The organism is Staphylococcus sp. Ze2 (genome assembly GCF_048568365.1).
Lineage (GTDB): Bacteria > Bacillota > Bacilli > Staphylococcales > Staphylococcaceae > Staphylococcus > Staphylococcus xylosus.
Genome location: NZ_CP183486.1, coordinates 93,409 through 118,465 on the forward strand (window position 1 = coordinate 93,409; position 25,057 = coordinate 118,465).

The window sequence follows — 25,057 nt, forward strand, 5'->3', positions numbered from 1 at the left end:
TTTATAGTTCTATTATTTCATAATTTCCGTGTCTTGTTGATGCTTAATGCCATTAAAAAAGAAATTCAAAACAATTGCTGAAATTGCACCTAGTACAATACCGTTTTGAGTTAACCATGCAAATTGTTCACCTAAGGCGTCAAACGCTTGAGGTACTGCACTTATACCTGTTCCTAGTCCTACAGATACAGCAATAACTAACAAATTATTTTGATTCCTAAAATTAATATTACCTAATATACTAACACCATATGCCATGACCATGCCAAACATAGCTATCATCGCTCCACCTAATACTGGCAGAGGGATCATATTTGCTAATGCACCTAATTTAGGAATACACCCACAAATAACTAGCAATATGACCATACCGTATATCACTTTATTCTTTTTCGCACCTGACAATGATACTAAACCTACATTCTGTGAATATGCAGTATAAGGGAATGCATTGAAGATAGAGCCTAAGATGATAGCGATACCTTCTGCTGTATAACCTTTACGGAAATCTTTGCGTTCCAATGGTTTACCTGTTATTTCACTTAATGCATGGTATACACCTGTTGATTCTATTAAACTTACTAATGCAACTATAAAGAATACGAGTGTCGCCCCGAAGTCAAAGCTAAAAGTTGAAAATCTAAACGGTTGGGGTAACGCAAACCAATGCGCCGTACCAATTTGATTTACATCTACGATTCCAAGGAATCCGGCTAGTAGCGTCCCCACAATGAGTCCGATAAGTATAGCGATAGATTTTAAAAATCCTACAGTAAAACGCTGTACGAGCAAAATAACAACCAAAGTAATAACACCTAAGAGGATATTTTTAGGATCCCCGTAGTCTTTAGCACCTTCCCCTCCTGCCAAATAATTCATTGCAACTGGCATTAGGTTAATTCCAATAATTGTTACCACACTTCCAGTAACAACTGGAGGGAAGAACTTCACCAAATAGGAAAAGAATGGCGCAATGATTACAACTAGAATACCCGACAAGAAGAGTGAGCCATATAAGTCACCAATACCTTTAGTTTGACCAATTAAAATCATTGGTGCCACAGCAGTAAATGTACAGCCTAATACAATTGGCAAACCAATGCCTGTACCTTTCCATACTTGCAAGAACGTCGCTACACCGCACATAAAGATGTCCACTGTAACTAAGAAAGCAATTTGTTCAGGTGTGAAGTCTAAACTAGTTCCTACAATAATAGGTACGAGTATCGCTCCCGCATACATTGCTAATAAATGCTGTAAACTTAAAATGAAGGTTTTCATGCTTCTTCGCCAACGAAAGTAACTTTATTTCCACTTAGTGAAGCCACTTTACATAATGATGAAACTGTTAAACCAGCTTGTTCCAAACGTTCTCTACCAGGTTGAAAACTTTTTTCTACTACAATGCCTATACCAACTGTTGTACCATTGGCTTGTTGCACAATTTCATTTAAACCTAAAGATGCATCTCCATTAGCTAAAAAGTCGTCTACGATAAGCACTTTGTCATTTTCATCTAAAAACTCTTTAGATACAATCACCGTACTTGTCGTATTTTTAGTAAAAGAATGTATATCTGCTTGATACACATCTTTTTTTAATGTGCTTGGTTTTGCTTTTTTAGCGAAGAGGCATGGCACATCAAAGTGCATAGCTGTCATAATCGCCGGTGCAATACCAGACGCTTCAATCGTTAATATTTTTGTGATGCCCTTGTCCTTAAACTGCTCGTAAAAAGTTCGCCCTACATCATGCATCAGCTTGGCATCGATTTGATGATTTAAAAAACCATCTACCTTTAAAATCTTTTCGTCAATGACGACACCATCTGCTTCGACTTTCTGCTTCAACAAATCCACTCGTAAAAAACCTCCTCATTTTGTGTACAAAAAAAACCCTAAACTAACTTAGTTTCAGGATCTATGAGTGAACGTGCAATACTGTAAGCAGCTATTATCCTAATTTTCAAATGATGTCTAAAGCGCTAAGATTCTACATTCATTTCCCTAATTAAATATGTAAAAAATAAGTTTATAACATCGATTAAGAGGAAACGGTTTAAAAAGTATAGTCCGATATGTACAACTTTTTAAATCGCTTTTAATTGCTAAAGCATTGTATAGGTTACCCATAGTCATGTCGTTAATGGCAACATGGTAGAAACTTCTAAAGCCGTATCCTTTAGATTATATGAGTTAGATAAATTATTAACTGATGATAGCAAATTTCGGCACATTTTTCAATATACTTATTGATTGTAAGCGCTTTTCGAAGGGTAACTTAGTATATTCACTAACATAAAGTAAACGGTACCATTTGCGTTAAAATGTTGTTTGCCAGGTGTAAAACTTCGTAATATAATTAAATTGTATTCGTTTCGTTATTTAAGTTACTGGGTAAACACATAATAATTAATAGAACAACGGATGGAGGATCACAAAATGTCAGAATTCACTATTATTCAAAAAAGCGAAGAGTTAATTGATGCAGTCAAAAACAAGATTGCAGAAGGTTATAAGGAATCAGAGATTTCTGTTATCAGTAAAACAAAACTTCATATCGACGAGTTGCATGATTCCGAAGTAAATTTAACAGCTACAAGCGGTTCTTTCAGTGATAAAATGGCCAAAATCTTAACTGGCGAAGACGGTGAAGAGGTTGTCTTAGCCTATTATAAATTGTCAGACGCTGAAATGGAACGCTATAAGAAAGAAATCTTAGACGGCAACTATCTTGTCGTTGCTACGAAAGATGAATCTTCACATGAAGAAGTAGAAAATGCAAATGCAGCTTATGAAAATGAAACGGTAGTTCAACATCATTATGCTGAAGAATCTAAAGGACCTAAATCCTAAACTCAAATCTCATAAATTTAGAATTTGGGCACTTAATACCATTCACCAATTATAATATGACATATACCAACATTGGCAGTTATCTAAAATGTACTTGTAACAAACATTTCAAATGACTAATTTATATTGATGGAGCGAACCAAGAAAATCAATTGTAACTTTTGATTTCTGTGTCGCTCCCTTTTTATTACCAAGCCATACTTCTACCTATAAATTACATTACAAGTTTTGCTACTATGTTATAATGAACGCAATAATTTCGGGGGTGTATATATGCAATTCAAAATTATCACATCAATTGATGATCCCTTCTTCAAATCAGCCATGAATTTGTATGACGCTAAATTTGATATCGGATTATCTGAATACGAGCCAATATTTAAACAATCACTTAAAAACGAGCATACTAAAGATGATTATATTTTTTTAGTTGGCATCGAGTCAGACACTGTCGTGAGTTTAGCAACTGCGCATTATGAGGCAACAACTAACTCAGCATTTTTAATTTATTTAATTGCTAATGATCAACCAAACCACGATGAGCTAATTACTGAAACGCTTGCGCGTATCCAGAAAGAAATCAATATCCTATCGAACCAACTACATGAACACGATGTTAACTTCATCATGTTAGAAGTAGAAAAAGAACCTGAAGAAATTTCTGAGGAAGTTATAGCTATTTTGGATAATAGGCGCCAATTTCTATATCAACATGGATTCGAAAAACAATATGACATTAATTATTTAGCACCAAATCTTGAAGGATATAGCGAAGGTAAACCCATGGATTTATTTATAAAATCTAATATTGAACTAACCAAAGATATTTATGGCCCTAGTATAAAATCAAACTATATCCTCAAATATGTCTTTGCTAACAGAATATCTAGAAATATTATTTATCCATTACTCGAAGAAATGGATTTACGTAAATCATAGGAACCACTACTTGAAATCACTATTAAAACAGTTTAAACTAGCATAGAGGTAAGACTGACGTTTCACTAACCGAAGACAAACGTCCGTATACATAATCCATTAATGAAAGGACTTATTTCTATGTTAACCAAAGAATTTGCACAACGTGTTGAGCTAAGTGAAAAACAAGTCCGTAAAATCGTTCAACATTTAGAAGAACGCGGTTACCAACTTAGTAAAACAGAATATCGTGGCCGTGAAGCTACAGATTTCCAAGAAGAGGATATTGAATTATTCCAAGATATTGCTGAAAAAGTAAAACAGACAAATAGTTATGATTTAGCTTTTGAAGAGTTGGAAAAAGAAAAAGACTTTTTACAAGTATTAGTTAAAGACGATAGTAGTAATTTACCTACAGATCAAAATGTATCTAAACTTGTAGATGATTTACGTTCTGAAATTCAAAAAATGCGTGACGAACGTCATATGCTTGGTCAAATGATTAATCAAGTACACCAGCAACAACAAGAATTACATGAGATGCAAAATCAAATCACGTCTAAATTGGATGCCAATACTGAATCATTACAGGCCATCCAATCTTCTACTAATGAGATTAAATCAACTCAAAGCGCTATTCAAGATTCACAAAAAGAGCAATCTGAATTAGCTAAATCAAACGTTGAAACTGCGCATATTGCCGCTTCACAATCTACAAATGCTCAGAAAGATGATGCTTTAACTGAAACTTCAACTGAATCAGTAGTTACAAAATCATCTACTGAATCTCAACCAGAAGCGAACAAAGACGTTAACGACAAAGTCGAAAACGAAACATCAGACGAAGTTACTTCAGACAGTAAACCAGATGCTACTGAAGCAAAGGCACATACAGACGAACCTGAAATTACACCAGTAAGCGAACAATCTACTACTAGTGGTAGTAATGATAAGGTAGAAGAAGCAAATTCAACTGAAACGAAGTCAGCTGATAAAGCTGCAGATGCTACTACCGCTACTGACGAAGGAAATGAATTATCAACGTCAGCCACTGATGATGCAACAATCAAAGATGAAGTAACTGAAATAAGCATTCAAGATGAAACGGCTGCCAATACAACTTCTTACACATCAACTTCAGTTGACGAAGCGCCAAAAGAAGAGCGTAAAGGTTTCTTTGCCCGTTTATTTAATTTATAAAACTATCATTTTTGATTTAAAGTATAGTATGAATAAAATATAGTTACCACCGAATAAAACATCATTCATTATAAGAGCGAAAAAATACAATCCAGTTCTAAAACTGGATTGTATTTTTTCGCTTTTTTTAAATGTAAACCCTCGATAGCCATTCAAAAAAAACACCCCCATTCTCTGTAATAATATAATTATACGAGCTATATAAAACCAAGTTATATTTTCAGAAAATAAAGACATTTTGATTTTGCAAATTTCTCGAGTAATTAACTTGAATAATGTTGATTTTACTAATATCCTTAGTATACGTATCGGATTAAAAAATTAAATAAGAAAGTGTAGGTCCTTTTTTTATGTTATTGACTATTCTTAACATCATTATTTTTGTGGCCTTCCTCATCGGATTATATATAATGGCTAGAAAACACGTTTCTTTTCCAAAACGTGTTTTCTCTGCTTTAGGTATCGGTATCGTTTTTGGTATCGTAATACACTTAATCTATGGTGTGGACTCTAAAGTTACTAAACAAACTATGGATTGGTTTAGTATCGTTGGTGATGGCTACATTTCTTTATTACAAATGATTGTAATGCCTCTAATATTCATTTCAATCGTTTCAGCATTCACGAAAATTAAAATTGGAGATAAGTTTGCTAAGATTGGTATTTATATCTTTGTATTTCTTATAGGTACTGTCGCAATATCTGCAATTATTGGTATTATCTCAGCACTTGCCTTCGGTTTAGACGCTTCTTCTATTGATTTAGGCGGCGCCGAAAGTTCAAGAGGTAGCGAACTGGCAAGTCAGGCTAAAGATATGACAGCCAATACATTACCGCAGCAAATTTTACAATTATTACCTAGTAATCCATTCTTAGACTTTACTGGTCAGCGTACAACTTCTACAATCGCCGTAGTTATATTTGCAGCGTTTATCGGTTTTGCATTCTTACGTGTTATGCGTAAACAACCAGAGAGTGGCAACCTACTTAAACGTGGTATCGATGCATTATATAGCTTAGTTATGGCAATCGTAACGTTCGTATTGCGCTTAACACCTTATGGTATTTTAGCGATTATGACTTCTACAATTGCTACAAGTGATTTTGCCGCAATTTGGACTTTAGGTAAGTTTGTAATTGCGTCTTATGTAGCACTTATCGTAATGTATATTATTCATTTAATTATTATCTCAGGTATAGGTTTGAACCCAGTGACATTCGTTAAAAAAACTGGCGAAGTACTATTATTTGCCTTCACATCTCGTTCTAGTGCTGGTTCATTACCTCTTAATGTTCAAACACAAAAAAATCGCCTAGGCGTGCCAGATGGAATTGCGAATTTCTCTGCATCCTTCGGTCTGTCAATTGGACAAAATGGTTGCGCCGGTATATACCCTGCTATGCTTGCAGTCATGGTAGCACCCGCTGCTGGCGTGGAAGTTAACTTACAATTTATATTAGCTGTAATTGGCGTAGTAATCATTAGTTCATTTGGTGTAGCTGGTGTTGGGGGCGGTGCTACATTCGCTTCTATCATTGTATTATCTACATTGAATTTACCAGTTGCACTAGCAGGTGTCTTAATCTCTGTCGAACCATTAATCGATATGGGACGTACTGCATTAAATGTTAATGATTCTATGCTTGCTGGTACAGGTACAGCAAAACTCACAAACAACCTAGATCAAGACACTTACAATCAAAAAGAATATACTGAAATTACAAATTAATACAAAATTACTTCCTGCTCCTCATTTCATATATTTGAACTATTTATGAAACATTGAAAAGGTCGGTATACACGTAATGTATACCGACCTTTTTTATTATACTTACTTAACATTATTTATTTCGCTTAAGATCTATCATTAATTTTATATAATTAAACAAAAAAACAAGAATTAAACTTAAAGATAACGACTTTAACAGTAGGTTGACCCAAGTACCGTCTGCCGTAAAGTAATGTGTTATTATGCTACATATAATAAATGCTAAAAATATGAGCCCAAATTTAAATAACATGTCTCCCACCTCTTTTAATATAGTTTAGTGGGAAACATGTATTTTTTCAATTTAATTTTTATCTATTAATAAAATTATCAATAATCGAACAATAGACTATGAATTAACCGTTGATTGTCCGAATATTTTTCTCTTAATAGCTTCTCCAGTAGGCGTACCAGCTAAACCACCAATACCTGTTTCACGTAATGAAGCCGGCAAATTACGCCCTACTTTATCCATAGCTTCAATGACTTCATCAACAGGAATTTTACTTTCAACTCCTGCTAACGCAAGATCTGCTGAAATCAATCCGTTTCCTGATCCTATAGCATTTCTCATAACACAAGGAATTTCTACCAAGCCAGCAACAGGATCACATACAAGACCTAATAAATTGCTGATAGCTAGCGCCATTGCATGACCACTTGCTTGTGGTGAACCTCCAAATATCTCAACAGCTGCCGCTGCTGCAATCGCAGATGCTGAACCAACTTCAGCCTGACAACCTCCTATAGCACCTGCCACGCTAGCATTATTTGCAATTACCTTACCGCATAATGCCGCAGCAAATAGGAAATCAATCATTTGATCTGTTGTTAAGTGGTGTGATTTTTCTAATTTAAACAGAATTCCAGGTATCGTCCCCGAGGATCCGGCCGTAGGAGTTGCACAAATAATTCCCATTGCCGCATTTACCTCATTAGTAGCAATAGCACCTTTTAATGCTTCGACCATTTCATATCCAGACAGTGCATGCTCTCGCTCATTATAAGTTGCCAATTTAACAGCATCTTGTCCTGTATAGCCAGTAACGCTTTTCACGCCTTCACCAGTTATACCTTTTTCTACCGCTTCCCTCATAACATCTATATTTTGTTTCATAAGCGCTCTAACTTCATCTCTTGAAATACCTTTTAAAGACATTTCCTCACTAATCATAATTTCCGCAAAAGTTGTTTCGTTTTCTACTGCATAATCAATGATTTCTTGCATCGAATTTAGCATATTGTCACTCCTCTAATTTATATATGAAAAGCTTAAAGCATCGTATCTTTCCCGCAATTCATCTATTGTTTCAATTGATAACTCTTTATTCAAATGCAACGCAAGTAGACATTTCCCTTCATTAATTGTCTTTATTTCTTCATTAATATCTATATCACGTTCTATCAAACCATTAATTATATGATTGATCATAGATATATTCGCAACGCCCTCTACTACTAAAATAGGCAAGCCATGATTCATTAATATGCACGCACCATCCACGTGTATACTTTTTATCTTAATAGCGCCGCCACCAATCGAAATACCATTAATCTCTACATGTCTACCACAACAATCTAATTTCACAAGCGCACAATTAGGATGTTCTCCCAAACTTGCTCCAGACTGCTCAATAATTTCCACTTCTATATCACGCTCTTTTGCGATTTCCGTGGATTGTTTAATGCGCTCATCGAAAGTCCCAAAACCTAGAGCACCTCCAACTATAGCCAAATCTGTTCCATGTCCCTTATGCGTGGAAGCAAACGACTCGTAATAGTGAATCGTAATTTTTTGTGGCTCATGTTGCAATAAGGTGCGGGCAGCATTACCAATTTTAACTGCGCCTGCTGTATGAGAACTCGACGGACCCATCATAATCGGTCCAATCACATCAAATGCACTTTGATAATCTTGCTTTCTAGCCATCATTACATCTCCTTAATTAGCATGTTTTTTCATTCGAGGTAAATTGAAATTTAGACTTGTCATATTGAATTTATTTATCGTTTTACCTATAACAAGGCTTAAAAGAATACTTGTTATTGAAACAGTAATAATAGTTATCGTCGCGCGAATTGGGTCGTTAAAACCAAATAGTACAATAGCTCCCGCAATCGGTGTTGCCATACCAGTCACATTTATGACCAAACCGCTAAAAGTCACTATACATGCGTTAACCACACCAATAATCGCGTTCGTTCCATATAATTGTAGCGGATATTTAGCTATAATATCTATTTGCGTCAATGGTTCAATTGCTACCGCAAAAGCTTTAGAGCTGTTACCAATTTTCAATTGTTTAAACATAATAAAATTAACAAATGAACTTCCAGTACAAGTCAATGCTCCTATCGCCATTGGCAAACCAGTAAGTCCTAATAAACTCGTCAACACCATTGAACTTAAAGGTGTCATGCCAGTCACAGGTATAATTAAAACTAGTATCGTCGCAAGGATGTACGGATTATTATCACCAACAGCAGTAACGGCACTACCTATTTGGTGTAAAAGCGCAATAACACCAGGACTCATAATACTGGCTAATAAGAAAGCTGTTGCTGGCGCAAACAAAATAACCGTAATTAAATCCAAGCCTTCTGGCACTTTCTTCTCGATAAATTTAATTACAAAAGCTATCATGTAAGCTGCCAAAAATGCAGGTAAAAGTTTGAAATCATGTAGTACCAATCCAACTATTACCGCAAATACTGGGGAAACTCCCAATTTCAAACATGTTAGAAAACCTACAGCAACCCCGCTTAATCCTCCTGCTAAATCTCCTATTTCTTGCAAAAATTTAATATCAAACACGCCACCAATCGCATAACTCAAAAATGCTTGTGGTAAAAACGTTGCACAGGCGGCTCCCGAAAGTGCCTGTAGTCCCTTTTTACCGTAAGGTGCAAAATTTAAAAACAGAGTCATTGCTAGTAAGACAATTAACAAAGTACCTACACCTAAAATAATATCCATCGTCCAAAACCTCTTCCTAAAATTTTTAATTGCATTTTTAAATATTTCACAATTCAATAATATTGCTTCGTGTAAGCACTTACAATATCTAGAAATCGATTTTTCTGAACTTTTTGTGAATAAATTCACAAAAATAACTAGATAATTTTTTCGCTTTTGAACTTACGCGATTGTATGGCAATCTTAAATCAAAACCAATAAATTATTCTTTACAAATTAAAAAAGCTTTTCAATCCACCATTTAGCTATGATGAATTGAAAAGCTTTTTCTAATTAATATACTGGTTTGAAAGGCCCCCATGTTATTCGGTGCTTACCGTCCAAGGGAATCTTATCAATGGATTTAGATACATCATCAAACCATTTTAAGAATGCGGGATATTTATCTAATTTCGCCTCCGCACTATCCAGTGATACGTCATGTAAATACCATGCTTTACTTTCAAATTCATATTGAACTTGCGCATAGGCGAGCCGAGTCATACTAACACTATCATACAAACAGTTTACTTGTTTCGCTATAATGGGTGCTTGTGATACTAAACTTTGAGAAATAACTTTTTTGTGATCTTCATTATCTAAGTCATTCCACATTCTCAATTGGCCGTCCATTTGGAAAAACATATCAATTGTAGGTTCTTTTTCATCAAAAGAAACTAAGATGAAGATACGTTCAGCTGTGTAATCTACAGAATTAATTGCGCCGACGACAAGCTTTTGTGCCACCTTCGCCCAATATTCTTGAGCCTCTTGAGGAGTGAGCTGAATTTTCGATGAGTAAACACATTTATCTTGGTCATCCTGAACTTCCGAATCCTTCGACTGTTTTCTAAAAATTCTATCGAACATGTTCAACTTCACTACCCCCTTTCCAGAGAATGAATGGCACATTAAATACGCCTTAAATACTTAGGCTGTTTGAAAATGCATTATTTTCTTATAAATCCTGATTTATTTAACTGTTCTAACATATCTAGCCTTTGTTTTGAGCTCATAAAGCTTGCAATTTGATTAGACCATGTTTCTGAGCGTTCTCCGTTTGTGCGAGCGCTATAGTAATCATTAACTGTTTGGTCATAAGCTTTTAATTGAGTTTTTTGAGATTCCACATCACTATCATATTGGTTTTGATGGAAAACATGTTCAAATGGTAAACGAGGTTTAGGGCTACCATCTTCATCATCTTCTGGAATACCAAGTGCCATTCCAAATAGTGGGAATGTGTGTTTAGGCAAGTTTAATACTTCTCTTACACGCTCAATATCATTTCTTAGAGATCCTAAATAAACAATACCATAGCCCATGTCTTCAGCTGTAGCAGCAATATTTTGAGCTACTAATGTGGCATCAATGGTACCGACAAGCAATCCTTCTGCTGATTCAAATGACGTTTCCATGTCGTGATTTGATTCTTGGTTAATGATCGAATGTCTATAATAATCCATTACAAATACAAATAAATAGCCATTTTCAACCACATAAGGTTGCCCAGATACTTCTTTTAAATCTTCTTTCACTTTGGGATCGTTGATACCAATAATTGAGTATGCTTGTAAGTAACTTGAAGTTGAAGCACTTTGCCCAGCTTCTACAAGTTGTTTGATATGCGATTCTGAAATAGGTTCTTTCTTGAATTTTCTAACTGAATGATGTTTCTTCAGCAGGTTATACACGTGTTCAGACATCTTTCCACTCCTCATTTCTATAAAATATATAGCCATATCATAACAAACACACATTTCCATTGCTTACATTCTGTTTACCCGATTTTCATGATAGTTAAAAGCTATAAATGTAATTATCTTTAAGTTTTATAAAATTTTAAAACATCATCAATAAATAACTTCTTTAATTTGATAATATGAACAATTATGCTTAAGTGCAATTTTAAAATATATGTGTATGTTAATAATTATAGATACATGTTTTCCTTTTGTTTTTAGTGGAAAACAAATTATGTAAGTTTTATTTAAGGAGGGTTTCATTTGGTTAATAAAAAACAAAAACAATTAAATGACGTAGAAAAAAGCAATGATGAGAAATCAATGACTACAAATAATGGTGTTAAAGTAAGTGAAGACGAAAATACTTTAACAGTCGGAGAACGTGGCCCTAGCCTATTAGAAGACTTTCATTTTAGAGAAAAAATTATGCACTTCGATCATGAACGTATACCAGAACGTATCGTACATGCTAGAGGCTTCGGTGCACATGGTGAGTTCAAAGTATATGAAGATTTATCTAAATATACTTCAGCAGACTTTTTAACTAATCCCGATAAAACTACGCCTGTATTTGTTAGATTTTCAACTGTACAAGGTTCTAAAGGTTCGCCAGACACTGTTAGAGATGTAAGAGGCTTTGCTACTAAATTCTATACAGACGAAGGTATTTTCGACCTAGTAGGTAATGATATTCCTGTATTCTTTATTCAAGATGCTATCAAATTCCCTGACCTTATCCACGCAGTAAAACCAGAACCCCATAACGAAATGCCACAAGGTGGCACAGCCCATGATACATTTTATGATTTCTTCGCTCAAAATCCTGAATCAACACATACAACTGTATGGGCAATGAGCGACCGCGGTATCCCTAAGAATTTTAGACAAATTGAAGGGTTTGGCATCCATACCTTCCGTCTCGTTAATAGCGAAGGAGAGTCATATTTTGTAAAATTTCATTGGAAACCACTACAAGGTTTAGAATCCCTAGTTTGGGACGAGGCTCAAATGCTTCATGGTAAAGATGTAGACTTTCACCGTAAAGATTTATATGAATCTATTGAAAAAGGCGATTACCCAGAATGGGAATTAGGTTTACAAATCATTCGTCCTGAACAAGAATTTGACTTCGATTTTGATATTTTAGACCCAACTAAAATTTGGCCAGAAGATCAGGTACCTGTTAAAATCGTTGGTAAAATGACATTAAATCAAAATGTAACCAATGTTTTTGATGAAACTGAACAAGCTGCCTTCCACCCTGGCCATATTGTACCTGGCATAGATTTTTCAAACGATCCGTTACTACAAGGACGCCTATTCTCATACACCGACACTCAAATTTCTAGATTAGGTGGTCCAAACTTTAATCAAATCCCAATCAACCGTCCAGTTAACGAGGTTCACAATAATCAAAGAGATGCCATGCACCAAATGAATATCAATAAGGGGCAAGTGGCTTATCATAAAAATGCGCTTAATAACAACGATCCACATACAACACCTAAAGAAGAAGGTGGCTATGAACACTATCAAGAAAAAGTTGAAGGACGTAAAATCCAAAAACGTAGTGAAAGTTTCAAAGATTATTATAGTCAGGCTAAGCTATATTTAAATAGTTTAACGCAACCTGAATTTGACCATACTGTAGATGGCTTCTCTTTCGAAATAGGTATGTGCAATTCAATTATGGTAAAACAAAACGCAGTGAATCAACTGAATAAAGTTGACCGTACATTAGCAGAGCGGGTTGCTGAGAATGTTGGCGTTGAAGTGCCTGATGTAAATGAAGAAGTTAAATCAGACGCACAAGACAGTAAATTAACAATGGAAAAATTCGACATTCCATTAGCAGGTCATTCTGTAGCAGTAGTAGTAAATGGCGATATCAGTGCCGAAACATTGAAATCTTACGCCAAAATATTTACGGAAAACAAGCTTAATTATGCATTTGTCGGTCAACACCCTAAAGATATATCTGAAACGTTTGGTATTACAGAAACATTTGATACTGCCCATCCAACACTATTTGACAGTCTGATAGTACTATCGGATGATAGTGATCTACTCCCAGCTGCTGAAGAATTTGCAGAACTTACGTATAAACACAACAAACCTATTGTGGTAAATCAGTCCGCAGCACAAGGATTAGCAAATGCTAAATTGAATTTAGAAGCTCCTGGCGTCTTTGTTTCAGACGACCCTCAAACAATTGTGCAAGCATTTGATCGCAAAAGATATTGGAACAGAAAATAATTAAAATAGCGACTATTCGATGAGCACTCTATAATATAGGACGAGAAAGACATCAAATTTTCACTAATTGATGCCTTTCTCGTCCCTTTTCGTTAATAAATTAATCATCAATGAAGTAAATGAATTGGTTACAATACCTTTCGTATTATAGTAATGCAAACTCCATTTGTCTCCGTATTAAGCTATTTAGTAAGTAATATTTTTCAACTAATCATTTTACTTTTGATTAAAAGGGGATAAAGATTTAAAAAAGACAATTATAGAAGTTTATCATCGAGCTAGTGTAATTATTATTTGACGCACTACCCAAAAACTTATTTAATAATCAGTTATATATAACACGAGTAGTCTTAAGGGAGGCTTAATTGACGAAATATTTACGATTATAAATTCCGTAAAAGATAAAACATTCATAAATTCGTAATAATTCTATTTAGACCTATCAAATCAACACTAAGCAAATGTATAGTCATTTAAAGTAGCCTTTTTTCTCATTTTCATGGTTTAGTTGAGAATAAAAAGGCTATTTTTAATATGTAGGTAGTTTTCCCAAAAATAGACACCTCTACTTTTAAGGTGTAATTTTTCACTTAGAAACCCAGTCAGTCACTCGATTACAAGGCACCTATCTACTACTCACCTTAGTGAGCTTTCTTTGTTGACGAAAATAATGGGAAATGCAATAATAGTATACGAAGATTAGAATTATTATAATTAAGAAATAATAACAATTTAACACCATAATTCTAATTAAAATTCAGTTCAAAAATAGGAGGATGTTTTTATGTCTTTAATAAATAAAGAAGTTTTACCATTCACAGCTAACGCTTATGATCCACAAAAAGATGAGTTTTTAGAAGTATCAGAAGAAATTTTAAAAGGTTCTTGGAGTGTAGTTTGTTTCTACCCAGCAGACTTCTCATTCGTTTGCCCAACTGAATTAGAAGATTTACAAGGTCAATATGACAAATTACAAGAATTAGGTGTCAATGTATACTCAGTATCAACAGATACTCACTTTGTACACAAAGCTTGGCATGACCACTCAGAAGCAATCAACAAAATTCAATATACAATGATTGGCGACCCATCTCAAACAATCACTCGTAACTTTGATGTATTAGACGAAGATTTAGGTCTTGCTCAACGTGGTACTTTCATCGTTGACCCTGACGGCATTGTACAAGCAGCTGAAGTAAACGCTGACGGTATCGGCCGTGACGCAAGCACGTTAGTACACAAAATCAAAGCAGCACAATATGTACGTCAACACCCAGGCGAAGTTTGCCCAGCAAAATGGGAAGAAGGTTCAGAAACATTACAACCTGGTCTTGACTTAGTAGGTAAAATCTAAGGAGGCATTGATTTAAATGCTAAATGATCAGCTTAAATCACAATTACAACAATTACTTCAATTAATGGAAGGCGATGTTGTATTAAAAGCAAGTCTTGGTGCTGATGACAAGTCTAACGAACTTAAAGAGTTATTAGACGAAGTCTCTGCAGCTTCTTCTCACATTACTATAGAAGAAACTGACTTAAAACGCACACCAAGTTTCTCAGTAAATAGACCTGGAGAAGAAACCGGCATTACTTTTGCCGGTTTACCTATGGGTCACGAATTCAATTCACTTGTACTTGCATTATTACAAGTAAGTGGACGCGCACCTAAAGAAGAACAAGCCGTAATAGACCAAATCAAAGCATTAGATAAACCACTACACTTTGAAACGTATATTAGTTTAACTTGTCAAAAATGCCCTGACGTTGTTCAAGCATTAAACTTAATGAGTTTATTAAATCCTAATATCACGCATTCAATGATTGACGGTGCTATCTTTAGAGAAGAATCTGAAAATATTATGGCAGTACCTGCAGTATTCTTAGATGGCGAAGAATTTGGTAATGGGCGTATGACAGTTCAAGATATCCTTGTAAATTTAGGCAGCCAAGCAGACCCAGCAGAGTTCAATGATAAAGATCCATATGACGTGTTAATCGTTGGTGGTGGACCTGCAAGTGGTAGTGCTGCTGTTTATACAGCACGTAAAGGTCTGCGTACAGGGATTGTTGCTGATCGTATTGGCGGACAAGTTAATGATACAGCAACTATTGAAAACTTTGTCACTGTTAAAGAAACAGATGGTCCAAAATTTGCCTCAGCATTAGAAGATCATATAAAGCAATATGACATCGATGTAATGACAGGCATTCGTGCTAATGAAATTGAAAAAACTGATAGTGGTATCGTTGTTTCGCTTGAAAATGGCGCAAAATTAACAAGTAAAACAGTTATCATTTCAACAGGTGCACGTTGGCGCAAGCTTGAAGTACCTGGCGAAGAGGCATTGATTAACAAAGGCGTTGCATTCTGTCCACATTGTGACGGACCTTTATTTGAAAATAAAAACGTAGCCGTAGTCGGTGGCGGTAATTCAGGTGTCGAAGCAGCAATTGATTTAGCAGGTATCGTTGAACACGTCACACTATTAGAACGTAATGCTAGCCTTAAAGCAGACAACGTTTTACAAGAACGTTTAAACAGCTTACCTAACGTAACTGTTATTAAAAATGCACAAACAACTGAAGTACTTGGTGAAAATGCTGTAACTGGTATTAAATACCAAGACAAATCTCTAGGCGAAGAACATACACTAGAACTTGAAGGTATTTTCGTTCAAATCGGACTATTACCAAATACTGAATGGCTTAATAATTATGTTGAACTAAATGAAGCTAATGAGATTATGATTGATCGTAAGAACGCTACAAGCATCCCTGGTATTTTTGCAGCTGGTGATGTTACTGACGATCGTAATAAACAAATTATTATCTCAATGGGCTCTGGTGCAAATGCTGCATTAAATGCCTTTGATTATATCATTAGACATTAATTCTTCTATCAACGTTATACCATGTGAGTGGCTAACGAAATCAGTATAAAACATGATTGTCGTGTCACTCACATACATATAATTAAGATGACTAAGATTATAAGGGATAAAAATGTTTAGCTGAGCTAGAACTCATATATAACTATACTAAGCTCAATATAATAATTTAGGCTGGGACAATTAAAATTGTCTCAGCCTATTTATGCATGTATCCAGTTGTTCAAGCGTCCCCTTATTTGCATATGTTTATTCACCTATTTCTCATTACCATTTTCAGATTTATACAACTGAGTTTTATTACAAACTGCATAACGCTAAATGACCACCTTCAATAACATTTCAAAGTGAAAATCTAATGAATATTTTAAAATTAATTATAATAAATTTATTGTTTTCTCAATTTGTTCAAAAGATTGTGCGTTTATCATTTAATCCCTTATTCAAATCAATAGCTCTAAATGATACGCTTAAGTTATAATTTTTATAAAGCGCGTTTAAACATTCACTGTATTGTTATACTCGTACGATTATTATTAAAGGAGCAATTAAAATTTATGAAAAAAAGTATATTATTATCGTTAGTACTAGTACTAACTGTTATGCTCGCAGCATGTTCAAACGATAAACCTAAAGACGACAATAGTCATAGCGAAAGACATGCGCCTAAAAATGTGAAGAAAATTACTGAAAAGGACATCTTTAACTCAGATAAAAAAGGTGCTACTTTAAGTGAATCTGAAGCAAATAAAGCTATCAAAAAATACCTAGATGTAAACTCCGATATTATTGATAATAAATATCTACTTCAATATAAAATAGATAAGCAAATTGGTACAGATAAAAAAATCACTGATGAACAGGCTGAACGTTTATCTGATCTATCACATAATGCAGTTAAAAATGATGTGCGATTCAAGAAATTTGTAGAAGAAAACAAACTACCACAAGGTTATCAAGAAAATGTAGACCGTATTATCAAATATTTCACTGCTTTAAATACCACAATTAAAAATGCAGATGAAGATTTAGAACAATTAGACTACCAACCACAAAATGAACTTAATGTTGTAGATGTATCTACTAAATATGCTGGAGATGTTAATGGAAAACAACAAGATAAAATCAAAAAATTCCTAAAAGATAAGGGTATTGAATCTGACGCTGTAGATAAATAACATAGACACTTCTTAATTAATTGAAATCCGGAACATGTAATTATACGATTATGCTGTAAGTTTTTTATTAAATTACAATATGATTACAGAACAATTTTTCTTGATAACAAAGGCTTGAAGGTCATTTTTATATATAGTACTCAGTTTTACTGACTTATTTCTGTAAAAAACCTTACTTAATTGTAAGGTTTTTTAACACAAAATCCCTTTTTTTCTCAAAGTAACATTTGTTAAGATTAATTTAAGTTAATAAACAAATGAATAGAAGCACAGCCACTCAGTAATAATTCTAAGGAGGCACACCTTTATGGTTTTAACTATTTTAATAGGTGCAATGGCTGCTATCTTCATAGCTTTTAATCTCTTTGAGAAGAAAGAAAAATATGGTGTTGTTTCATTTAAAACAATCGCCCTTAGTGTAACTTACGTTATACTTGCCGTTGTTGTAGGAAGTTTTTTAGACAATATCAATACAATATTCCAAGGATTTCATGATAGCTTAACAGCAGCTAAAAGATATTAACCTGAACCGACAAAGTCGTGGTTCAGGTTTTTTGTTTGTATTTATTTTTCTACTTCGTATGGCACACAGTTTTCGATTTTACGCTCGATTACTGTTGCTTGCGTATCGTATCTCAGATAGACAAAGCAACAACGAAGCACGACCTGATGGGCAACAATTACAATAGTTTCTAAACTATTATCTACTTCATGTTCAAAAAATTGCGTTACACGTTGTAACACGTCTGCATAACTCTCCCCGCCTGGTGCTTTTTGGCTAAAGCTATGACGAAATGATAGATAATCCTCATCATTAAAATAACGTGCATATTCAGGTTTTTGTTCAATTTTGTCCACCATTTCTCCTTCAAACTCACCAAGCGAACGTTCTCTTAACGAAGAGGTCACACTTGCAGGGATAGCATTATCGAATATCGCATTATACGTCTGCCTAGTACGCAGTAAATCTGATAGATACACATGATCTATGTCCTTTTTATTAAAATAACTTTGCAACAACTGCGCAGAACGTGTTCCCTTCTCTGTTAACGGCACATCTAATTGCCCACAAAAGTAATTTTTGCCTTCTTTTTTATCATAATTTGATTGCGATTCACCATGCCGCACTAAATATATTTTCATATGTCTTCCTCTTCTCTTTTATAATCGTTGTTCCACAATTGTACCTAACAAAAATGTAATATTAAATATCTCCACTATATTTATATCTAATTTATTGTTAACATCCTATCTGGGGTGATATAAATGAACGAACAAGTTACGCAAAACAATACACAAAGCGAGCGCATACTTGCATCTATTAGCTATTTCAGCATATTTTTCGCACCTGTTATTGTACCTATAATAATTTGGATTTTAGCTGACAAGCCAACGTCCACACATGCAGCGAAATCACTAATTTATCATATTATAACTTACATCGGACCTATCTTTTTAATCATTAGTGCTGCTATGGGCGGTATTGTGATTGATTCACAAAATACAACTGTTAGTTTAGTCGCGCTTGCATTAGGTATATTACTATTTTCCATAACTATTTGGTATACGATAAAAAATATTTACCGTGGCATTAAAGTGCTCATTTCAGATTCAACACTTTATAATCCATAATTTTATATTTAATTGCTATAGGTTTAAAACCCATTACGAATTGGACATTTTCTTATCAAATCGTAATTAAAATATGACAAAGTTCAAAACAATTTAAAATTTTGTATACTTAAACCGTAATATCTTTTATGCTTAATGTTAAAGGAGACTGAGAATATGAGTAAAAAATTAACAATATCTTTAATTAGTATTTTAGTTATTATTGGTTTAGCTTTCACGATATTCATGATATTTTCTGGTCAAAAAGATACTTATTATGGCTATATGTCTGAAAGTACAACTGCAGAAAAAGTTGTCAGCGAAAAAGATGGCATCGTAACGAAAGACGTCAAACTTGAACATGACGATGATTTCAAACCTAAAAAAGGTGATTTTGTAAAGTTAGTATCTAAAGATGACGGTAAATCATTCTACAAAAAAGAAGTAGTAAAACATGATGATATCCCTCACGGATTAATGATGAAAATCCATGAAATGGATATGAATCACTAATTTTATAACAACAAGTGTTTCAAACATAACAATCCTAATTAAAACGGGGTGTAACACAAGATCAAATTAACTAATTTGATTCTGTGTCACACCCCTTAACTATGCCTTTATTTCTTCTGTTTATTTCTTCGATCTTTATAATATAATAAGACCTCGATAATAAATACAACAATCAATGAGAAACCAAATAACGGCATCAAGATACCAAGTACAATAAGTACGATAGCCAACGGGATTGACATTGGTTTTTTAACTCTTGGAGGTACCTTTACATTACTATCCCTCATTTTTTTAATCCATGATGTTAACCCTAATCCAACTGCTGTTAGTAAAGCGATACATACAAGTAAATTAATCACTTTATTAGCTACGCCAAAGAGATGACCTTCGTGTAATGGTATACCCCACGTAAACCATTTTCCGATAATGCCGTATTCTTCATACTTCACTTTACCTAAATCTTTCCCATTATATTGATCTAGATATAACGTTTGCTCGTCATATGGCGAAACATCTAACCCAGTGACACCTGTATTACTGCCCTTAGAAACAGTAAAAGCTGCTGATTCATTGGATGGATAAACAATAGAATATGGTTTATCTATGCCGTTCTTTTTGGCTTCATTAACTACTTTATCAATCGAAATTTGATTTTTAATATCTGTCCTCGGCATTTCGCCACCACCATGGTGAGCAGCATGACCTTCTGAAGCAGGTTGTTTGTTTTCACGTGTTGCCCAAGGAATTTCATTCACATCCGATTTTGGAGGATTAATAGCTAATTCTGATTGTCCCAATTCTCCAGAATTGTCCATCACATTTGCTATCTTAGCCCCCATATAGCCTGACCAAGGTAAACCAGTAAGCACTAATACAAATACTGGTATTGCTATAACTACACCTAAAATACCATGCCATTTTTGGAATCTTAGTTTTTTATTGTTATTTGATATTAGTTTTTTCTTAATAAGCATATATGTTCCAGAAAGAATCATAAAAATTGTCCAACATGCAGTTAATTCTACAAGATAATTTATGAATGTATTTTCGGTAAATAATGAACTATGTATATTTCTTACAACATTTGCGTATGTATGTTTAGCATTTTGATCTGCTACGATTTGATTATTTTGATCTAAAAATACATATCGTTGATTGCCTGCCATGTCATCCAATGTTATACGATTATTATATGGTTCATCCATCATACTTACTTTACTGATATAAAATCCATCAAACTTATCTTCTACTTCATCTACAGCTTCATTCAATGTTTGATGCGATTTGACAGAACTATCTCCGAAAAACTCTGTTTTATATATATTATTTTCTACTTCCTGAAAAAAGAGATAACCAATTCCCGAAATGGTTAATGTAATTAATAACGGCGTTATAAATAAGGCAGCATAAAAATGTAATCTTTGTAACGGATTAAATATATTTTTCAAAATTTTTCCCCCTTCTCCCTTAACATTATAAATAAATAACAAAATTATTATGTAGATAATTTGTGAATATTTTATAAAAAATAGCATTTAATTAGTTAATCTCTTTTAAAGTTAATTGCATTACGCTAATAGCCCATGTCTTTGTTTTATTAAGTTTCAAATAATTAAAAAAAGGAACGGAATTAAAATCAAATTTTGTGATTTGACTTCACATTTCCGTTCCTTTTTGCATGTATACTTTTATATTTACGAACATAACATGATGTTATTTGCATTAACTTCTAGAGAATCAGATCATTTTGATTTAATACTTAACTACTTTTACTGAATAATAAATTAAGTGATAAACCAATCAATATTGCACCAACTGTATAGTCAAAAATTGCCTTTACAGTTCTATTAGCAAATAATAATTTAATATATTGGAAAATATAGACACAAAATACAAACCACAACAGAATAACAGTTGTAACAATTGTTGATAATATGGCAACCTGAGACGTTACTCCTTCTCCTGTAGTTAAAAATTGAGGTAAAATACTTATGTAATAAAGTAATGCTTTAGGGTTCAACATCGTACTTAATAAACCTTGCCTATAAGAACTCAAATAACTAATTTTTTGAGCTTTCATTTGAGACGTAGAAAAGTTCATACCCTGTCGTGCGCTAATAATACTTCTGATCCCTAAATAAATCAGATAGAATGCACCTAATATTTTAATAGTCACGAAAACATAGTACATATTTGCCAAAATAAATATGATACCGAATACTGCTAATAATGAGAACAGTACATGTCCAGATGTAATACCTAAAGCTGTCATAGCGCCATTGCCTTTTCCAGAAGTAATGGAATTTTTCATTACTACAAAGAAATCTGGACCAGGTACAATAATAATCATCAAAGTAATTGTAATAAAAGCTGCAAGTCCTTCCATATCAAACACCCACTTCCATGCTTTATCGTATCAATTACAATGTGTGCCTGCAACATGAATAATCTCATATTTTAACCGTCTTTTTTATTGAAGATATAGTCTTAACTATGATATATTAAGATTGTAGTTGGAAACCGACTACTAGTCTTTTATATTCATGAACATATTACTCTTAAGGCGACACTAATGTGTCGTCTATTTTTTTATTTTTAGAATTCTCACCTCTTAACATAGGGCATATACACAAAATCACTCCTTTCACTTTCACAAATTTGTTTACACATAATAACACCCGCTTCTTCACCTCAAATCATTTCAACTTACTAATTTCAAACCTACAGTGCTGCCTAAAATCACTAAAATACATATCACTCTCTTGATATCTTTCGATTCTTTATAAAAGATCATCCCTACTAATGCGCCACCCACAGCACCTATGCCAGTCCACACTGCATATGCTGTACTCATAGGTAATTCAAACATTGCTATTGATAATGCAAAAAAACTAAGGCTAAAGAAACTAACTAAGCCTATTAATGCACGATATTTGCCACTATTTACATATGCGTTTAAAAAAGTAATGCCAATCATTTCAAAAAGACCAGCAACTACTAATAATATCCAAGCCATTATACTTCTTCTCCTTTACTTGATGTCACTAATTTCAGACTGATTACTCCACCTAATAACATAAATATCAAAATAACTTTAATCATGTTTAAAGAGGCATCGAAAAATAAAAAATCAAATACTGTCACACCAGTAGTTCCTAATCCTACAAAAACTGCATAAGCACTTCCCACAGGTAACCACTTTGATGCTTTAATTAATAAATAGAAACTTAGAAATATAGCAATAATTGTAAGTAACCATTCAATTACTGATGTTGCATGCGTTAATCCGATGACCCATCCAACCTCAAATACCGAAGCAATAATTATTTTCAACCAATTCATAACAAACCCTCCTTAAAAATAAAAAAGCCCGAGAGATAGCGTTAACTACTATCTCCCAGGCTTTTATCCTTCCGTGTCACATATAAAAATGCGGCTTTCTCTCGGACCAGACCAAGTTATATCATTGCGGAACCCTAGAAAGTATTTATTTAATTCAGTAAATCTTATCAAATTACACTATATTTTTCAACAATTACTTTCTAAGACCCTAATTTAAAATTATTATAATTTACAAAGTGCTAAAGTACACGCTTACATGTACTTTTCACTTAAATTTTACGATTTTTTAAGCCTAAACCCTCTACATTTGATTAATTTTAATGTATACTATGTATTAGATAATAACAATTACAATCTAGAGCGAAATTACTGAAATTTATTCTCAATTAATTCACTTTGTTACTAGGTTCAAAAATTTATTAAAAGCGAGGGATTTTTATGCAACTTCTTAATTACAAGATGCACAATGACGAACTCATTGCCACAGTGTTATCAGATAAGAAACAAGTATTCAAATACACATTTGATGTTACAACACCTGAATATGAAATCTTAGATGTTCTCGAAGAAATTAATGATTACGTAGACAATGGTCAGCATCCATTAGGCTGTTCTTTACTTAAAAACTATTCTTATGAGGACGTGAGTCACAATATTTTATAATCTAGATTACACACCAAAAAGATGAGTATAGCTGTTAATTACTAAACAGTATACTCATCTTTTAATTTCTCATTAGTATATACAGCCATACCTGTTTTTAAATTCTTGAAACCTAACTGCCTGTAAAAGCCCTCATATCCTGTCGTTGCAACTAGATGAACGCAAGACAACTCTCCTAAATACACCAATATGTTTCGTATAATTTCTTGACCGATACCTTGGTTTTGATGTGCTACATCTACCATTACATCATAAATTGCCGCGTTAAAAACACCATCCGACATCGCCCTTGCAAACCCAATAACTTTTCCTTGATATTTTGCAATAATTACATGTGTTGCCGTATTAAAAATTGTAATCACTTTTTCCTGATCATGCCCTGCCCAATCGTTATCATGATAAATTTGAATAAGTTCATCTACATCTTTTATATCTAACTCATATTCATAATCAATATTCACTACCACACCATCCAATCAATTCTACCGTACAATTATCTACTTTATATTATAATCTAATTTCGGCACTATTAATTTCTTATTTTCTTTATCTTCATTTTAACATGATTAATTTATCTTTAATAATTTCATTCAAATATCTAGTTTACTACTTCTCAAAATATTCATGCTAAAATTGCTTTGATTGATAAGGTTACTACTTAGTAATTGATGGGTAAATACATAATAAACAACTTTTAATAAATATAAATCAAGGAGGGACACATCATGTGGATAGCTTCAATTGTTCTTATTATTGTTGGTATTGTGTTACTCATTTTGAATAAACGTACTTCTAAAAAAGAAGGTGTTTCTAAAAAACAAAGTTATATTAGTATCGGGGTTGTATGTATTATCGTTGGCGCTTTCTATTTCGTAGGACAAATCATTAGAGTGATTGTTGCATAACGATTGAAATTAATCCTACTAAAATGTTTAATCCATATGTCAAAAAATATAAAGAGAGCTAACCCATTAGGTTAGCTCTCTTTATATTTCTATAATTGCTTTTCAAAATAGTAATGATTTTTTAGATCAAGGCTGGCTCATTTATCAATCGATTTATTCAACATAATAAACACCGCCACTGTTAGACTTACATATTACAATCTTTTCAGTGTAATATTGGCAGTGATTTGGGCCGACTCCTGCGGAAAGACCACT

27 protein-coding genes and 2 riboswitches are annotated in these 25,057 nt (G+C 33.6%); of the genes, 13 read left to right on the forward strand and 14 right to left on the reverse strand.

Features of this window, described 5'->3' with window-relative positions:
• Positions 1–12 precede the first annotated feature (12 nt).
• Positions 13–1,281, reverse strand: coding sequence for a xanthine permease PbuX (pbuX, locus tag ACM591_RS00405; protein ID WP_038679582.1), 1,269 nt, complete (start codon positions 1,279–1,281; stop codon positions 13–15).
• Entirely contained in the window at positions 1,278–1,859 is a 582-nt protein-coding gene (gene xpt / locus ACM591_RS00410) for a xanthine phosphoribosyltransferase (protein ID WP_326008328.1), read from the reverse strand. The genes pbuX and xpt overlap by 4 nt, the downstream gene beginning before the upstream one ends.
• Before the next feature lie 252 nt (positions 1,860–2,111).
• Positions 2,112–2,214, reverse strand: a riboswitch (purine riboswitch).
• Positions 2,215–2,441: 227 nt separating this feature from the next.
• Between xpt and ACM591_RS00415 the strand changes: the two genes are divergently transcribed.
• The 4 genes from ACM591_RS00415 to ACM591_RS00430 all read left to right on the forward strand — a co-directional run bounded on the left by ACM591_RS00415 (position 2,442) and on the right by ACM591_RS00430 (position 6,703).
• On the forward strand, positions 2,442–2,855 hold the full coding sequence (locus ACM591_RS00415; protein ID WP_029378854.1) for a general stress protein: 414 nt from the start codon (positions 2,442–2,444) through the stop codon (positions 2,853–2,855).
• 273 nt (positions 2,856–3,128) lie between these two features.
• Positions 3,129–3,794 carry a hypothetical protein gene (locus ACM591_RS00420; RefSeq protein ID WP_029378853.1) on the forward strand — a complete coding sequence of 222 codons (666 nt, stop codon included), beginning with the start codon at positions 3,129–3,131 and terminating at the stop codon, positions 3,792–3,794.
• 120 nt (positions 3,795–3,914) lie between these two features.
• The gene (locus tag ACM591_RS00425; RefSeq protein WP_069796764.1) at positions 3,915–4,973 is read left to right on the forward strand and encodes a hypothetical protein; all 1,059 of its coding nucleotides are present in this window, start codon (positions 3,915–3,917) and stop codon (positions 4,971–4,973) included.
• 350 nt (positions 4,974–5,323) lie between these two features.
• On the forward strand, positions 5,324–6,703 hold the full coding sequence (locus ACM591_RS00430) for an L-cystine transporter (RefSeq protein ID WP_029378851.1): 1,380 nt from the start codon (positions 5,324–5,326) through the stop codon (positions 6,701–6,703).
• A 112-nt stretch (positions 6,704–6,815) separates the two neighbouring features.
• Here ACM591_RS00430 and ACM591_RS00435 read toward each other — a convergent pair whose 3' ends face one another.
• The 6 genes from ACM591_RS00435 to nfsA form a co-directional block, all read right to left on the reverse strand.
• On the reverse strand, positions 6,816–6,995 hold the full coding sequence (locus tag ACM591_RS00435; protein ID WP_326008333.1) for a hypothetical protein: 180 nt from the start codon (positions 6,993–6,995) through the stop codon (positions 6,816–6,818).
• Positions 6,996–7,091: 96 nt separating this feature from the next.
• Positions 7,092–7,982, reverse strand: a complete 891-nt coding sequence (gene sdaAA / locus ACM591_RS00440) for an L-serine ammonia-lyase, iron-sulfur-dependent, subunit alpha (protein ID WP_038679574.1) — start codon at positions 7,980–7,982, stop codon at positions 7,092–7,094.
• A 12-nt stretch (positions 7,983–7,994) separates the two neighbouring features.
• Positions 7,995–8,672 carry an L-serine ammonia-lyase, iron-sulfur-dependent subunit beta gene (gene sdaAB, locus ACM591_RS00445; protein WP_216715529.1) on the reverse strand — a complete coding sequence of 226 codons (678 nt, stop codon included), beginning with the start codon at positions 8,670–8,672 and terminating at the stop codon, positions 7,995–7,997.
• A 12-nt stretch (positions 8,673–8,684) separates the two neighbouring features.
• The gene (locus ACM591_RS00450) at positions 8,685–9,719 is read right to left on the reverse strand and encodes a PTS sugar transporter subunit IIC (RefSeq protein ID WP_418354397.1); all 1,035 of its coding nucleotides are present in this window, start codon (positions 9,717–9,719) and stop codon (positions 8,685–8,687) included.
• A 273-nt stretch (positions 9,720–9,992) separates the two neighbouring features.
• A complete protein-coding gene (locus ACM591_RS00455) occupies positions 9,993–10,568 on the reverse strand; it encodes a hypothetical protein (protein WP_037557299.1) in 576 nt (191 codons plus the stop codon).
• Positions 10,569–10,648: 80 nt separating this feature from the next.
• The gene (gene nfsA / locus ACM591_RS00460; RefSeq protein WP_029378849.1) at positions 10,649–11,404 is read right to left on the reverse strand and encodes an oxygen-insensitive NADPH nitroreductase; all 756 of its coding nucleotides are present in this window, start codon (positions 11,402–11,404) and stop codon (positions 10,649–10,651) included.
• Between the two features lie 300 nt (positions 11,405–11,704).
• On the opposite strand from nfsA, the gene ACM591_RS00465 reads away from it, so the two are divergent.
• From ACM591_RS00465 to ACM591_RS00485, 5 genes are all read left to right on the forward strand, one after another.
• A complete protein-coding gene (locus tag ACM591_RS00465) occupies positions 11,705–13,699 on the forward strand; it encodes a catalase (RefSeq protein WP_038679564.1) in 1,995 nt (664 codons plus the stop codon).
• Positions 13,700–14,483: 784 nt separating this feature from the next.
• Complete coding sequence (gene ahpC, locus ACM591_RS00470; RefSeq protein WP_017723357.1) at positions 14,484–15,053, forward strand: alkyl hydroperoxide reductase subunit C; 570 nt, start codon at positions 14,484–14,486, stop codon at positions 15,051–15,053.
• A gap of 16 nt (positions 15,054–15,069) precedes the next feature.
• The gene (ahpF, locus tag ACM591_RS00475; RefSeq protein ID WP_326008337.1) at positions 15,070–16,593 is read left to right on the forward strand and encodes an alkyl hydroperoxide reductase subunit F; all 1,524 of its coding nucleotides are present in this window, start codon (positions 15,070–15,072) and stop codon (positions 16,591–16,593) included.
• A 554-nt stretch (positions 16,594–17,147) separates the two neighbouring features.
• On the forward strand, positions 17,148–17,768 hold the full coding sequence (locus tag ACM591_RS00480; RefSeq protein WP_029378846.1) for an NDxxF motif lipoprotein: 621 nt from the start codon (positions 17,148–17,150) through the stop codon (positions 17,766–17,768).
• A gap of 307 nt (positions 17,769–18,075) precedes the next feature.
• The gene (locus tag ACM591_RS00485; RefSeq protein WP_017723360.1) at positions 18,076–18,291 is read left to right on the forward strand and encodes a hypothetical protein; all 216 of its coding nucleotides are present in this window, start codon (positions 18,076–18,078) and stop codon (positions 18,289–18,291) included.
• A 41-nt stretch (positions 18,292–18,332) separates the two neighbouring features.
• On the opposite strand, the gene ACM591_RS00490 is transcribed toward ACM591_RS00485, so the two are convergent.
• On the reverse strand, positions 18,333–18,911 hold the full coding sequence (locus tag ACM591_RS00490; RefSeq protein ID WP_029378845.1) for a histidine phosphatase family protein: 579 nt from the start codon (positions 18,909–18,911) through the stop codon (positions 18,333–18,335).
• Between the two features lie 123 nt (positions 18,912–19,034).
• On the opposite strand from ACM591_RS00490, the gene ACM591_RS00495 reads away from it, so the two are divergent.
• Both ACM591_RS00495 and ACM591_RS00500 read left to right on the forward strand, forming a co-directional pair.
• On the forward strand, positions 19,035–19,400 hold the full coding sequence (locus tag ACM591_RS00495; RefSeq protein WP_029378844.1) for a DUF4870 domain-containing protein: 366 nt from the start codon (positions 19,035–19,037) through the stop codon (positions 19,398–19,400).
• Between the two features lie 156 nt (positions 19,401–19,556).
• On the forward strand, positions 19,557–19,892 hold the full coding sequence (locus tag ACM591_RS00500) for a DUF4889 domain-containing protein (RefSeq protein WP_017723363.1): 336 nt from the start codon (positions 19,557–19,559) through the stop codon (positions 19,890–19,892).
• Between the two features lie 107 nt (positions 19,893–19,999).
• On the opposite strand, the gene ACM591_RS00505 is transcribed toward ACM591_RS00500, so the two are convergent.
• From ACM591_RS00505 to ACM591_RS00520, 4 genes are all read right to left on the reverse strand, one after another.
• Positions 20,000–21,340, reverse strand: coding sequence for a PepSY domain-containing protein (locus ACM591_RS00505; protein ID WP_326026918.1), 1,341 nt, complete (start codon positions 21,338–21,340; stop codon positions 20,000–20,002).
• Positions 21,341–21,651: 311 nt separating this feature from the next.
• On the reverse strand, positions 21,652–22,278 hold the full coding sequence (locus tag ACM591_RS00510; protein WP_058625897.1) for a LysE family translocator: 627 nt from the start codon (positions 22,276–22,278) through the stop codon (positions 21,652–21,654).
• Between the two features lie 315 nt (positions 22,279–22,593).
• Complete coding sequence (locus ACM591_RS00515) at positions 22,594–22,908, reverse strand: DMT family transporter (RefSeq protein ID WP_029378841.1); 315 nt, start codon at positions 22,906–22,908, stop codon at positions 22,594–22,596.
• Positions 22,908–23,234, reverse strand: a complete 327-nt coding sequence (locus ACM591_RS00520; protein ID WP_029378840.1) for a DMT family transporter — start codon at positions 23,232–23,234, stop codon at positions 22,908–22,910. Before ACM591_RS00520 ends, ACM591_RS00515 begins: the two co-directional genes overlap by 1 nt.
• Positions 23,235–23,284: 50 nt before the next feature.
• A riboswitch (guanidine-I (ykkC/yxkD leader) is annotated at positions 23,285–23,383 on the reverse strand.
• 289 nt (positions 23,384–23,672) lie between these two features.
• Between ACM591_RS00520 and ACM591_RS00525 the strand changes: the two genes are divergently transcribed.
• Positions 23,673–23,897 (forward strand): hypothetical protein, encoded by a 225-nt coding sequence (locus ACM591_RS00525; protein ID WP_029378839.1) that lies wholly within the window; start codon positions 23,673–23,675, stop codon positions 23,895–23,897.
• 41 nt (positions 23,898–23,938) lie between these two features.
• Here ACM591_RS00525 and ACM591_RS00530 read toward each other — a convergent pair whose 3' ends face one another.
• Positions 23,939–24,364, reverse strand: coding sequence for a GNAT family N-acetyltransferase (locus tag ACM591_RS00530; protein ID WP_225489324.1), 426 nt, complete (start codon positions 24,362–24,364; stop codon positions 23,939–23,941).
• Positions 24,365–24,622: 258 nt separating this feature from the next.
• On the opposite strand from ACM591_RS00530, the gene ACM591_RS00535 reads away from it, so the two are divergent.
• Complete coding sequence (locus ACM591_RS00535; protein WP_029378837.1) at positions 24,623–24,802, forward strand: hypothetical protein; 180 nt, start codon at positions 24,623–24,625, stop codon at positions 24,800–24,802.
• The last annotated feature ends 255 nt before the right edge of the window (positions 24,803–25,057 follow it).